This window comes from uncultured Wocania sp., from assembly GCF_964021735.1.
Classification (GTDB): Bacteria; Bacteroidota; Bacteroidia; order Flavobacteriales; family Flavobacteriaceae; genus Wocania_A.
On sequence record NZ_CAXIBN010000080.1, the window covers coordinates 1 to 14658 of the forward strand.

At 37.9% G+C, this 14658-nt stretch carries 7 protein-coding genes; all 7 read left to right on the forward strand.

Features of this window, described 5'->3' with window-relative positions; all coding sequences use genetic code 11:
- Positions 1-255 precede the first annotated feature (255 nt).
- The 7 genes from AADI82_RS08650 to AADI82_RS08680 all read left to right on the forward strand — a co-directional run bounded on the left by AADI82_RS08650 (position 256) and on the right by AADI82_RS08680 (position 14407).
- Positions 256-828, forward strand: a complete 573-nt coding sequence (locus AADI82_RS08650) for an RNA polymerase sigma-70 factor (RefSeq protein WP_341216045.1) — start codon at positions 256-258, stop codon at positions 826-828.
- A 201-nt stretch (positions 829-1029) separates the two neighbouring features.
- On the forward strand, positions 1030-2145 hold the full coding sequence (locus tag AADI82_RS08655; protein WP_341216046.1) for a FecR domain-containing protein: 1116 nt from the start codon (positions 1030-1032) through the stop codon (positions 2143-2145).
- 218 nt (positions 2146-2363) lie between these two features.
- The gene (locus tag AADI82_RS08660) at positions 2364-5648 is read left to right on the forward strand and encodes a TonB-dependent receptor (protein WP_341216047.1); all 3285 of its coding nucleotides are present in this window, start codon (positions 2364-2366) and stop codon (positions 5646-5648) included.
- 10 nt (positions 5649-5658) lie between these two features.
- Positions 5659-7197 carry a RagB/SusD family nutrient uptake outer membrane protein gene (locus tag AADI82_RS08665; RefSeq protein ID WP_341216048.1) on the forward strand — a complete coding sequence of 513 codons (1539 nt, stop codon included), beginning with the start codon at positions 5659-5661 and terminating at the stop codon, positions 7195-7197.
- Between the two features lie 122 nt (positions 7198-7319).
- Positions 7320-10664, forward strand: coding sequence for a VCBS repeat-containing protein (locus tag AADI82_RS08670; RefSeq protein ID WP_341216049.1), 3345 nt, complete (start codon positions 7320-7322; stop codon positions 10662-10664).
- Positions 10665-10677: 13 nt separating this feature from the next.
- Positions 10678-12138, forward strand: a complete 1461-nt coding sequence (locus AADI82_RS08675; RefSeq protein ID WP_341216050.1) for an arylsulfatase — start codon at positions 10678-10680, stop codon at positions 12136-12138.
- A gap of 7 nt (positions 12139-12145) precedes the next feature.
- Entirely contained in the window at positions 12146-14407 is a 2262-nt protein-coding gene (locus tag AADI82_RS08680; protein ID WP_341216051.1) for an alpha-N-acetylglucosaminidase, read from the forward strand.
- The last annotated feature ends 251 nt before the right edge of the window (positions 14408-14658 follow it).

Genomic DNA, 14658 nt, shown 5'->3' on the forward strand with positions numbered 1-14658 from the left:
TTACTATTTGGCCAGATGGCAGGCTTGGTATAATGCTCAAAAGGAAGGAGAGGAAATTAAAATAAAAAAATGGGAAGACAAATGGGTAAATAGCCCTTATGAGTCTTCAAAAAATGGGAATGGTGATATAGTGTCATTAATAAAAGGCCTCGATTTGATAATTAAAAAATAGAACCTTATTTTTAGTAACATCATATAAATTTTGACAAAATTAGTTTTAGTTTATATTTGGAGTAAAATTAACATATAAAATTCATGCTTGAAATTCAAAAGGACAAGGAGTTGTTAGCACTAGTTGTACTAAATAATGAACTAGCATTTAAAGTGTTACATGATAGGTATTCCGTAAAAATGTTTCTGTATGCTTTCAATATAATAAAGAATAAAGAGGTGTGTGAGGATATTGTTCAAAATATCTTTATTGATTTTTGGAACAAGAGGCAAAGCAAAAATATAAACAATATCAAATCGTATCTTTTCAAGTCAGTAAAGTATAAGATATTTAATTATTTTAGAGATCAAAAAATATCTAAGGAGGACATTACAAGGTTAAATTTAATTGATCTTTCTATAAATGCTTCGCAGAAAATGGAGTATCATGAACTGGAAACAACCATATATGCCTCTGTCAATAAACTACCAAAACGATGTAAAGAAATTTTCGAATTAAGTAGGTTTCATTACAAGTCCAACAAAGAAATTTCAGAGGAGTTGGAAATATCCATTCAAGCGGTTAAAAATCAAATTTCAAAAGCACTTTCCCTTATCAAGAAAGATCTTCAAAGTGATGGGGTAATTCTTTATTTTATTAGTGTTCCCTTAGTTTAGGTGATAATCGATTTTCCTTAAAATAACACTCTCTTAATCGAAAAGAATTGCTAGAGGCTCTGCCTAGAGAATAGTTCGTTTCAAGAAATTCTTTATTATTTTAAAGAAAATTTTAAAAAATAAGCACATTAACGTGTACCATCAGGTGTTTTTTGTTACTTAATAACGAGGAAGAATTCCCTAAACAATAATGTTTTCAAAATGAATAAAAAACAAGCTAAAAGACTTTTTACAAAGTATGTTAACAACAAGTGTTCTGAAAAAGAACTTGAATTGTTGGAGATCTTTCTGGAATCCTATCAAGACAAGAAAGGTAAATGGCCAGATTTTATTTTGGGGAGTGAGGACATGTTTAAAGCACAGTCTTGGTCTCAGATTCAGGATAAAATAAATAGTAAAAAGAAAAATAAGCCATTTAGACATTATTACAAGTACGCTGCAATTTTTGTGCTGTTATTTGGACTTACCTATTTTTATCAACAAGGTGCTTTTACAAAACAGGATGAAGGCATAATCATACTAGAGGAGAAAATAACGCTGCAGTTGGATAATGGCGTTTTAGAAGAGATACAAGAAAGTGACTCAATACAAATAAAAGATAAGGAAGGCAATGTAATAGGGGTTCAAAAAGGAAATCAATTAATCTATACCAAAGGTGTTGAAAAAGAAAGACTTGTTTACAGTACTTTAAATGTACCTTATGGTAAACATTTCCAGGTCAAGTTGTCGGACGGCACCCTTGTAGATTTAAATGCAGGATCTTCTTTAAGATACCCCATTAACTTTATTGAAGGACATGACCGTAAAGTGTTTGCATCTGGAGAATTGTATTTCAATGTGGCCAAGGATGAAGCACACCCATTCATAGTTAATGCTAATGATATTAATGTTGAAGTACTGGGAACCCAATTTAATATATCGTCTTATCCAGAAGACACCCATATTAATACCGTATTGGTAGAGGGTTCCGTTAGTATAAGTAGTGAACAAACAGCAGAGAGAACATTGTTAAAGCCTGGATTCTTGGCATCCTGGGATAAAAACACAAAACAGATGGTTGTGGATGAGGCCGATATTGAAATGCATACCGCATGGATTAGCGGCAAGATTATTTTTAGGCATATAAGCTTTGATAACGTTATAAGGAAACTTGAACGGCATTATAACGTAACTATTGTTAACAATAATGTTGATATAGGGGACAGGTACCTAGCGGCCAGTTTTGATGTGGAAACTATTGAAGAAGTATTTGCCGCTTTTAAGGAGTATTATGGGATAGATTATAGTATAACCAGTAATATAATAATTATAAATTAACCTAACAAACTATGCCTATGATATAAAAGCTAATTATTAAAACAATGAAATTTAACTGCATTTTTGCAGTGGTTATAAAAAAAATCGAAAGATGCGGCGAACATCTTCCGATTTAAAATAGTGATTAAAATAATTAACCACCTAAACATTACAAAAATATGAAAAAAGTACTTAGGATAAGGAAGTATGTTTCTTTTCCACTAAAATTTGACTTAAAAATGAAACTAACGGTTCTCTTTTTAATAGTTTCTTTATTTCAACTTCAAGCTAATGAGTCCTATGCCCAAAAAGCAAGGGTTTCTATGGATCTTAATGAAGTGAGTTTAGAAAAAGTCTTAGATGAGATAGAATCTTTAACAGAGTTTAAATTTTTATATGATTATGAACATGTTAATTACAAAAAAATAGTATCCATTAAAGCAGACAATGAACGTCTGTCCTCAATTTTAGATAGATTGTTTGAAAGCTCCAGTGTTAGCTATAAAGTTGTAAAAAAACAAATCATACTAAAACTTAAAAAAAACAAATCTGAAAAGGAAAAAATCCTTGATTACAAAGTTCCTTTAAAGCTAGACCAACAAAAAATTGAAATAAAAGGGACTATCAAGGACTTAAATGGACAACCATTACCAGGAGCCAATATTTTAGAGAAAGGAACAACAAATGGTGCTCAGGCCGATTTCGATGGAAATTTTTCGCTTCAAGTAGAAGACCCAAACACCACATTGGTGGTTTCTTATTTAGGGTTTCAAATCGTTGAGGTTCCATTAAATGGAAAGGTTCAGATAGCGGTGTCTTTAAAGGAGCAGGCTGCCGGTTTGGATGAAATAGTAATCGTAGGTTATGGACAGGTTAAGAAGAGTGATTTAACCGGAGCAGTAGGATCTATTAAAGCAGAAGAAATCGAGAAACAGCGTGCTCCTAGAATAGATCAGGCATTACAAGGTCGTGTTTCTGGTGTCCAAGTAGTCAGTTCAGGCGGTGCTCCAGGATCGGGTACAAGTATTAGAATTAGGGGCGGTAACTCCATAAACTCATCTAACGAGCCATTATTTGTAATCGATGGTTTTATTGGAGGCGGTGACTTAAATACTATTAATCCACAGGACATTGAGTCTATAGAAATATTAAAGGATGCTTCCGCAACAGCCATTTATGGATCTAGAGGAGCAAATGGGGTTGTTCTTATAACGACCAAGAGAGGAAAAGGAGAATCTAAAGCAGTAATTAGGTACAATGCGTATTATGGAGTTCAACAACCTGTTAAAAAGCTGGATCTTTTAAATGGCCCGGAATTTGTGGCCTTCCAAAATGAGTTCTTTGCATATAGTACGGGAAACACCAATCCTGAAGATGCCCCTTTCCCGCCTTCGGAGACTTTTGCCAATACCGATTGGCAGGATATTTTGTTCAATAGTGGTTCTGTTAATGAGCATAATTTGAGTATAGCTAAGGCATCAGAAGACAGTAACTATTTCTTTTCAATGAACTATTTTACCAATCAAGGAACGCAGTTGGGCACAAGCTTTGATCGTTATCAGTTCAGGTTAAATTTCGATCAGAAAATTGGTCAATCCTTTCGTATGGGAGCTTCTATTTCCGGTGTTAGGACATTAAGGGAAAATCCCAAAGCAGGTGGTTTAAGTTTGTATCCTACCGCACCTATTTACAATGATGATGGTACTTTTTTCCGCATTAACCAAACACATGGTTCGGCTTTTAACAATCCTATTGCGGCCAATGAAAATATCTTAAGCGAAACTACATTAAACAGGGCTTTTGGTAATATTTATGCACAATTACAGCCAGCCAAGGGACTTATATTAAAATCTACTTTTGGTTTTGATATTTCATCTACTAAATTAAATATATACCAATCGACGGAGTTGCCAACTAGGGCTTTCTTTGATAATGGAGGTTTTGCTAGAGTAGTTACTGGTTTTCCAATTACTATCCAAAATGAAAACACAATAGACTATAACATTTCTGTAGGGGACCATACTATGGGGCTTTTAGGAGGATTTACCTATCAGAACTTTAAGAGGGAAGATTTAGAAGGTAGGGCAGATGAGTTTTTTAATGACTCCAATCTTTACCACGATTTAGAAGCTGGAAACCCAGCTCTTAGAGAGGTGTTTTCTAGTGAATCGGAATGGACATTGCTTTCAGGTTTTTTCAGAGCGAACTATTCTTATAAAAGCAGATACCTTTTTACGGTAAGTGGTCGTTGGGATGGATCCTCTCGATTGGTTGAAGGAAAAAAATGGCAATTTTTCCCTTCAGCAGCCTTAGCTTGGAGGCTGTCTGAAGAACCTTTTATAAAGGATTTGGATGTGTTCAGTAATTTAAAATTAAGGATGTCGTATGGCCAAACAGGCAATCAGTCCATAAGCCCATATGCTACATTGGCAAGGCTGCAATCTGGTACCACACTAATTGGTGGGCAAGAAGTTAATACCGTAATTCAGGGGCTTGCTGCCAACGAAAATCTATCGTGGGAAACTACAAGTCAGTTTGATTTTGGACTGGAAAGCGGGCTTTTTAAAAACCGATTGAATATAGAGTTCGATTATTATAAGAAGACCACAGAAGATTTGTTGTTGAATGCAACTTTGGCTCGACAAACAGGTTTTGAAGATCAATTGACAAATATTGGATCTATAGAAAATAAAGGTTTTGATGTAACTATTACAGCTAGGGCAATCAAAACCGATAACTTTAAATGGGAAACATCTATAACCCTAGGAAAGAACAATAACAAGGTTCTTGCTTTAGCAGATAAGGACACTATTCAAAATGGAGTAGGTACGGCATTGATTATAGGAAAACCTGTGGGGACATTTTTTGGAGCAAAATATTTAGGCGTATATCAGGCAGATGACCCGGATTTAGGCTCTAACCTTCCAGGAAGCCCTAAGTGGGAAGATCTAAACGAAGACGGAAGCATATCTGCATTAGATGCACAGATAATAGGCGATCCTAACCCAGATTTTTATGGAGGATGGAACAATACATTTACCTATAAGAGGCTTACTCTAAACCTGTTTTTTGATTTTAGCGTAGGTAATGACATCTATGACCTGTCCGGAAGAAATTTCAATACAGGATTTAATACCAACGTATATGGACGCAATAGAAATAGATGGACCGAAAGCAATACAGGTTCCAATATACCTAGAGCGGGTAGTATGGAAGATTCTTATTTCTCTAGTTATCCAGGGTTTACAGGTAACAGTTATGATGTTTATGACGGATCTTTTTTAAGATTAAAAACACTTAATCTGGAATATAAAATCCCGGTTGAAAAGATAGGTGTATTTGATGAGCTATCGGTTTACACCAACATAAGCAACTTGTTTACACTTACAAGCTATGAGGGCTTTACTCCCGATGTAAACTCTGAAGATGCGAAGCAAAATGGAGGTAGGACACGCAGAGGTTTTGACCAAACTGTATATCCGCAGAGTAGGACGATATTATTCGGTATTAATGCTAAATTTTAAATCTAGAAACATGAAGTTTAAATATATATTTATAGCAGTATTCAGCATTGTTGTATTAACAGGATGCGAAAACGATCTTATAGAAAAACCAAAAAGGTTTACAAGTCCAAGCGAGTTTTTTAATACCCAAGCTGAGACCGAAGCGGCACTTTTTGGATCATATAACTTTCTCCATTTTGCATGGATAGGTGATTTTCACGTATTGCAATTGGGCGATTTGGGTACAGATGTTGGGCTTACCCGCTCTATTTCCTTCTATAATGTATATCAACATTGGAACATGGAAAACCTGACTTCTGATTATAGAGCTGCTTGGGGACAAAGGTATGAGGGAATAAGTAATGTGAATTTGGTCATTGCCCGAGTAGAGGCTAGCGATTTTCCAGAAGCCTTTAAAAATGAAATTTCTGCAGAAGCTCGATTTATCAGGGCACTTCTGTACTATCAATTAAATATCATGTACGGAGGCGTTCCTTTATGGACAGATGAGTTGACCGACCTAGAGGCTGTTGGGGAATTGCCAAGAGCTACCTCTGCAGAGGTTAGGGAACTGATTATTAGTGACCTAAAGTTTTCCGAGCAACACTTACCTTCCGCAAGAGAATCTAGCGAATGGGGACGGGTTACCAAATGGGCGGCCAAGGGGCTTTTAGCAAGAGTGTATTTGTTCGATAAACAATGGCAAAATGCAAAGGATAAGGCAGAAGATGTTATTACTAATTCACCTCATAGTCTTTTGCCTAATTATATGGATATTTTCGATTTTACCAATCGTTTTAATAGTGAATTGGTTCATGTTATCCATAAAGAAACCGATATTAGGGGGAGTTCGGTACATTCCTTCTCTTCGCCAAGAGGTAGGGATGAAGCTGGTAAATTTAGAAGTGATATAGCCGCTAATGGCGTAGTACGTCCCGATGGAAAAACGGTAAACACAACGGGAGAACTTTTTCAAGGATGGGGCATTTATCAATCCATTAAAGAAAATTACGATAGCTATCAAACCGGAGATGCCCGAAAAGATATTTGGTGGCACGAAGCAGAACGTGAAGATGGTACTTTTACAACGTTAGACGGTGGTACATCTGGAGCAGGGGGCTATTACAACCTTAAATGGATTGCCTTTGACGAAAACCCGAATAACGGAAGCCGTGACGTAACCATGCAACGTTTGGCGGAACTCTATTTAATATCGGCCGAAGCTGATAATGAAATCAACAACGGGCCTACTACCTTGGCATATTCTCGGGTAAACGAACTACGTAGAAGAGCTTATGGAGATATGTTGCACGATTTAGCTCCTGGTATGTCCAAAGAAGATTTCAAAACGGCTTTAATAGCAGAAAATAGATGGGAATTAGGTGGCGAAGGTTTAAGAAGATGGTACTTAATACACTGGGGTTACGATGTACTGGAAGCTGCCGTAAAATCTGTTTCTGGTTCCAATCCGCTTGGAGCAGCAAATATTAAACCGCATCACGTATTGTTTAAAATACCTGATGAGGAGATTATCGTGAATCCCAACATAGAACAAAACCCAGAATATTAGAATTAGTTGTGTTATTTTCAATTTGAGTTGGTTTTAATGCCTGCAACCGTTTAAGAACGGTTGCAGGTTACCTTTTATAGTATAGTACGATAAAGCATTAAACAATTGAACAAAACAATCAAATGTCATTTTCAGTAAAACGCCCTAAATGGTTTGCATTACTTTTTTTTGTCATACTTCTAAGTGGTTGTAAAAAAGAAGCGGGTAATAATGAAGTCAAAGAGCAGTTCAGTTTACTTTCTCCAGAACATACGGGGGTACACTTTACGAATAACGTTACCGAAGATGAAAATAATTTTATAGACCTTTTTAATTATGCCTACAATGGCGGTGGTGTAGCCGTTGGGGATATCAATAACGATGGATTGGCCGATATTTATTTTACGGGCAATCAAGTGAGCGATAAGCTCTATTTAAACCAAGGAGGATTGAAGTTTAAGGATATTAGCGAGATGGCGGGTATCCATAAAATTAAAGGTTGGAGGAATGGTGTGGCCATGGTAGATATCAATAACGATGGCCATTTGGATATTTACGTATGCCGTGGCGGTTGGAACGACCAAATGGAAGACAGAAAAAATCTGCTCTACATTAACGATGGGAACATGCACTTTACGGAACAAGCAGCCAAATATGGATTGGACGACAACGGGTATTCAACACAAGCCTCATTCTTCGATTTTGATAATGATAATGATTTGGATCTCTACATAACCAACAGACCGAATACCTTTTTTATACCAATCTCGCATTATTTAGAACAAAAAGAAGCATCTAAGGACATGCACAGGGATAAACTCTACTTAAATGTCAATGGCAAATACATAGAGAAAGGTAAGGACATTGGGTTACTTCCTAATTATGGATATGGCCTTGGAGTGGTTACCGCCGATATAAATAACGATGGTTTTACGGATATTTATGTAACCAACGATTTTGCCGAGAATGATTACCTCTACATGAATAACGGTGACGGAACGGTAACGGAACGCATAAAATCATATACCCAGCATATCTCTTTTTATGCAATGGGTGTCGATATTGCCGATATTAATAATGATGGCTTTGAAGATATTATGGTTAGTGAAATGTTGCCATCGGACTACAAGCGTTCAAAAACCACCATGGCACCTATGAATCGAGCGGGATACCAATCATTATTGGACAATGGTTTTCATAGGCAATATATGCACAATACACTCCAGCTTAACAGAAATGGTGAAATATTCAGCGACATTGCTGAATATGCACAAGTAGACAAAACCGATTGGAGTTGGGCATGTCTTTTGGAAGATTTTGATAACGATGGGTATCGGGATCTTTTTGTGGCTAATGGAATTAAAAGGGACGTCTATGATAGGGATGTAAAGCCAAAAATAGAAGCCCTAATAAAAAAACATAAACATAAGTACAAGTCCTGGGAAGAACTCACCGATGCCATTGCCCCAGACATCATAAAATTATACCAGACCAATAAGCTTGTCAATGGTTACTTTAAAAACAAAGGAAACTTAAAATTTGTGGACACCGGTTTCGAATCAGGAATTAAAATACCAACGCTGTCTAATGGAGCAGCTACCTCCGATTTGGACAACGACGGGGACTTGGATTTGATTATTAACAATATAGATGAGCCGGTACATATTTACAAAAACAACACCAATAATAAGAAGAATTACATAAGGATTAAACTAGAAGGGCCCCAACAAAATCCAGATGGATTGGGGGCAAAAATAACACTGCACGCCCAAAATAAAATGTGGTATTTCCAAATGAAGACCACAAGAGGGTTTCTCTCATCTCTAGAACCAATCGCCCATTTTGGGATAGGTACTGTAGATGCTATAGATTGGCTAAAAGTGCAATGGCCGGACGGCAGGGAAACTTTTTTTAAAGATATTGCAGTCAATCAAAACCTGAGTGTTTCTTACACAGCTTCAAGGGAACGGAAAAATTCTGTTAAGGACAGTTTGAACCTTTTTCATGAGAAGACAACCATCAGTTTTAATGAGCCCTATAAACATATAGAGAACGAATTTGATGATTACAATACACAGGTTTTGCTGCCCCACCAAATGTCGAGAAAGGGACCATATATTGCAGTGGCCGATATCAATCAAGACCAATTGGAGGATTTTTTTATTGGAGGAGCAAAGGGGCAATTGGGCGTTTTTTACATTCAGGACAAACAGGGGAATTTCTCGAAACTTCAATCTAAAGTATTGGAGCAGGACAAAAATTTTGAGGACATGGAATCCATCTTTTTTGATGCGGACAATGACGGGGATATGGATCTTTACGTAGTGAGCGGTGGATACGAATTTGAAATGCGCAAAGGATTGTATCAAGATCGTCTCTATATAAACAATGGCAAAGGACAGTTTACCAAGTCTCATCTGCCCAACATGGATTTTTCAGGGAGCTGTGTAACAGCATTAGATTACGATAATGATGGCGATCTGGATCTTTTTGTAGGAGGTCATGCCATTCCAGGAGCCTATCCCTATGCAGAGGCCAGCGTACTGCTTAAAAACGATAACGGCAATTTTAAGGATCTTACCTTTCCAGAGGGCATTCCATTTAAAAATTTGGGTATGGTCAATACGGCCATTGCTACCGATTTGGAAAACGATGGAGTACTTGAATTGGTTGTTGCTGGAGAATGGATGCCTATTCAGGTCTTTAGGTATGAAACAGACCACTTTACAGAAGTTACTAAAGACTATGGGTTATTGCAAACCAATGGCTGGTGGAATACATTGGTTGGGGTCGATCTCGATAACGATGGCGATAAGGACATTATTGCTGGAAACCTGGGCGAGAATTACAAATACAAGGCCACAAAAGAAAAACCGTTTCATGTATTTGCCGGTGATTACGATAAGAACAACAACATAGATGTGTTTTTGGCAAAAGAGCTGAAAGGTAGGCAAGTTCCCATTCGCGGAAAAGACTGCGCAACGGAACAGCTGCCCAATGTATCACAGCGTTTTAAGACCTATGCTGAATTTGCAGATGCAGACATACACCAAATATTGAGCACTCCTTTTAATGTGCCAAGGATCCATTTGAAAGTTTATACGTTCAGTAGTTTGATTTTATGGAATAGAGGAGGTGCTTTTGTTCAGCAAAAACTGCCTGTAGAAGCACAATTATCCACATTAAACGGCATAATACCTGTAGATGTTGATGGAGATGGCCTGTTGGATTTGCTTGGTGCCGGGAATAATTATGATGTTGAAATAGAGACGACCCGAGCCGATGCATCCGTAGGTTTTTTGCTAAAGCAACATAAAAAAAACGATTCCATATCTTTTGAATCCTTTAAAAAAAGCGGTATTATGCTGCCCTATAATGTAAAACAGATCAAGCCAATTAAGTTAGGAGTCAATGCGCCATTTGGATTTTTGGTGGGGAGCAATAACGATACATTAAGGCTTTTTTCAACACAAAAAATAAAACAGTAATAAATAAATATAGATGAATTTTTTATTTGATAAAATAACATTCTGTGTCTTGGTAATGAGCCTGTTGCTTTTAAAATCATGCAAGGAAACAGAGAAAAAGAACGTATCGGACCAGATTAGTAAAAAGCCAAACATCATTTACATTTTAGCGGACGATTTGGGTTATGGCGATTTGGGATTTTTAGGGCAGAAAAAATTTAAAACCCCTAATATAGATAAGTTGGCATCAATGGGAATGTTTTTTACCCAACACTATTCCGGTTCTACGGTCTGCGCACCATCCCGATCGGCCCTGTTAACAGGACAGCATACGGGACATACCGCAGTTAGGGGAAACAGGGAAATTTTACCAGAAGGTCAACATCCTTTGCCTGACTCAGTGGCAACTGTCACCGAACTCCTTAAAGACGCTGGGTATCGAACAGGAGTGTTTGGTAAGTGGGGATTGGGCTTTCCAGCATCCGAAGGCGATCCCAACCATCAAGGTGTCGACGAGTTTTTTGGCTATAACTGCCAACGATTGGCACACCATTACTATCCCTACCATTTATGGCACAATCAGGAAAAAGTAGTTTTGGAAGGCAATGAAGGACAGGGAAAGGCGATATATGCACCAGATTTAATCCATGAAGAAGCCATTAAGTTCATGGAAAAAAATAAGGACACTACATTTTTTATGCTATATGCCTCACCACTTCCCCATGCCGAACTTTTGGTGCCTGATGAAGAAATGGAACCCTTTAGAGGGGCGTTTCTACCGGAGAAAATATACAGGGGAGTTGATGACGGTGAAAAATTTAGAACGGGGCCTTATGGTTCACAGGACAATTCGCATGCAACATTCGCAGCTATGGTTGCCATACTGGATAAACAAGTTGGGGAACTTATAAAAAAGCTGGAACATTTGGGTATTATGGACAATACATTGGTAATATTCACTTCCGATAACGGCGCCCATAAAGAAGGAGGTGCAGACCCTGATTATTTTGATAGTAACGGGCCATTTAGAGGTTATAAGCGCGATTTATACGAAGGGGGCATACGTACCCCTATGATTGCCGCTTGGCCAGGTACAATTAAGCCGGGAACTACCACAGACCATATTTCGGCATTTTGGGATGTGTTGCCCACCATTTCCGAATTGACCGAAACACAGGTCAATACCCATGTCGATGGTATTTCTTTTCTCCCAACATTGCTTCAGCAGGAAGGTCAGAAAAAACATGAATACCTTTATTGGGAGTTTCATGAGATGGGCGGAAGGATAGCCGTTAGAAAAGGCAAATGGAAAGCCGTAAAATACAATGTGTTTAAAACACCTACTGGCACATTGGAGCTTTATGACTTATCTGTGGATGAAGCAGAAACAAACAATCTGACATCCCAGTATCCGGAAAAAGTAAAAGAGATGGAACAAATTATGGAATCAGCACATACAGAATCATCGGTATTTCCATTTGTTTCCCGTTTGTAACCGTTAAATGACCAATCAAGAAAACTGTATTATGATAAGATCATCGAAGCTGTTGTTAGTGTTTATAAGCGTTATAGCCTTTTGGAGCTGTGAGGAACACGGAACATCCAAAACGTTAAAAACATCATACGATTTGCTGGCAAGACTTCTTCCAGACCACCATCAGCAATTCATTCTTGAAGAATTAAAAGATACCGTAAATTATACCTTCGAAATAGAACAAGGGGCTAACAATAAGATTGTTGTTAGAGGTAAAGATGGAGTTTCCATAGCATCGGGAATAAATTATTACTTAAAGCACATAGCTAAGAGCCATGTCTCCTGGAGTGGAAAACAGATAAACCTTGGAGAAACATTGCCTAAAGTAACACACAAAATCCGAAAGGAAAGCATCTATAAATACCATTATGGATTGGGTTACTGTGCATTTAACTATACCATGCCATGGTGGAATTGGGAGCGCTGGGAAAAAGAAATAGATTTCATGGCACTCAATGGAGTGAATATGCCACTTTCCATAATAGGAATAGAAGAAGTATGGCTTAATTTTTTACAGCGCTTTGGTTATTCCAGTCAAGAAGCTAAGTCCTATATTTCGGGACCTGCATACACCTCATGGTGGTTAATGGGGAATCTGGAAGGCCAAGGGGGGCCAGTTACTGATGCATGGATTGCCGAAAGGACACAACTGCAAAAACGCATACTTGAAAGAATGAAAGCGTTGGGCATGACACCCGTATTACCGGGGTTTGTGGGCTTGGTGCCAAGTAATCTAACGGATAAGCTGCCTGAAGCCCAAATATTGGATCAAGGTAAATGGATTACCTATCAAAGACCTGGCGTGCTTCACCCCAACGATCCCTTATTTGACGAAATGGCCAAAGCTTGGTATGAAGAAACAGATAAACTTTATGGAAAGATTAATGCCTTTGCGGGCGACCTTTTTCATGAAGGAGGAAAAACAAACGGACTGGATATAACAAGTATAGCTGCAAAAGTGCAACAAAAAATGCTGGAGTATAATCCAGAGGCGCAATGGACATTACAAGGTTGGGGAGGTAATCCACAAAAGAAGCTTTTGGATGGGTTGAATGAAGACCAAACTATAGTGGTGGAATTATGCAGTGAGTATTTTAAAAATTGGGAGAAGACCAATGGATTTCATGGTAAGGACTGGATTTTCAGTACCATCATCCAATATGGCGGAAATATTGGGTTGCATGGCAGAATACCTGCCATTGCAGATAACCTTAAACAAGCATTAAGAAGCGGGAACCCGCCAATAGGTTTAGGAACCTCTTGGGAGAGTATTGAAGTTAACGATGTGGTCAATGATTTTATAAGCGACATGCGTTGGGAAAAGGAGGTTGTTGATTTGGATAAATGGATATCGAATTATGCCATAAGACGCTATGGGACTGATTCTTCCAACAGCCAAGAAGCGTGGAACATTTTCCTTAATACGGCATACGGCGTGTACGATGGGCACAGAAGACCTACAGAATCCATATTCTGCGCACGGCCTTCGCTTCATGTTAAAAAGGTTTCGGCCTTTACGGCATCCATCGATGTACATTACGATCAAAGGAAATTTAAAGATGCCATACTACTTTTGCTGAAGGACTCCGATAAGCTTCAAGATGAGGAAACCTATAAGTACGATGTGGTGGATTTTACAAGGCAGTTTATGGCTAACGTAGCCCAGATTCCCTATAATGAAATGGTAGAAGCGTACCATCAAAATGATTTGGAAACCTTTAACATGAAATCTGCGGAATTTTTAGAAATGTTACAAGACCAAGACGAACTTTTGCGCTCAGAAACTTTGTTTTTATTGGGGAGGTGGATCAATGACGCTAGAGCGTTGGCAACCAATAACGAACAAAAAATACAAAATGAAAAAAATGCCAGAATGCTTATTACAACCTGGACCGAAGAAGAATCCATTTTAAGGGATTATGCATGGCGTGAGTGGAGCGGATTGTTGGCTACCTATTACAAACCGAGATGGGAGTTGTTTATAAACGAACTGCGGGCAAGAATAAAGGGAGAGAAACCAAAAAGAGTGGATTTTTATACTTTCGAAAGCCAATGGGTAATGCAGACATGGGAAGAACAATCTTATGCAACAGAGCCTACAGGCAATCAAATTGAATTTGCTAAATATTTATTAGAGAAATGGGGTAAGGTTATCGATGATTCGGAAAGATATGTTTGGAAATTAGAAAGTAGTTTGGATAAAACGGAAAGTCCTGAAGATGCCCGCTAGTTTATTTTTTTACAACAATTAATCCAATCTCAGAGAAAACTATGTTGAGAATGTTGGAAGGGTGAAAATGATTAACTGAATAATGAATAAGCAAAAAATTAATATAGATTTCTTGAATATTATTTCGCATTAGTTAACTTAGTAGAATATAATACTACCGCGATTGGAGAAAAAGAACAACAGACTTATATCTCTTGATGCCCTAAGGGGCTTTACCATGTTTTGGATAATAGGGGGTGATGCCTTGGTAC

Coding starts and splice junctions, on each gene's coding strand:
- AADI82_RS08650 (WP_341216045.1), top strand. CDS start 256: ATGCTTGAAATTCAAAAGGACAAGGAGTTGTTAGCACTAGTTGTACTA.
- AADI82_RS08655 (WP_341216046.1), top strand. CDS start 1,030: ATGAATAAAAAACAAGCTAAAAGACTTTTTACAAAGTATGTTAACAAC.
- AADI82_RS08660 (WP_341216047.1), top strand. CDS start 2,364: ATGAAACTAACGGTTCTCTTTTTAATAGTTTCTTTATTTCAACTTCAA.
- AADI82_RS08665 (WP_341216048.1), top strand. CDS start 5,659: ATGAAGTTTAAATATATATTTATAGCAGTATTCAGCATTGTTGTATTA.
- AADI82_RS08670 (WP_341216049.1), top strand. CDS start 7,320: ATGTCATTTTCAGTAAAACGCCCTAAATGGTTTGCATTACTTTTTTTT.
- AADI82_RS08675 (WP_341216050.1), top strand. CDS start 10,678: ATGAATTTTTTATTTGATAAAATAACATTCTGTGTCTTGGTAATGAGC.
- AADI82_RS08680 (WP_341216051.1), top strand. CDS start 12,146: ATGACCAATCAAGAAAACTGTATTATGATAAGATCATCGAAGCTGTTG.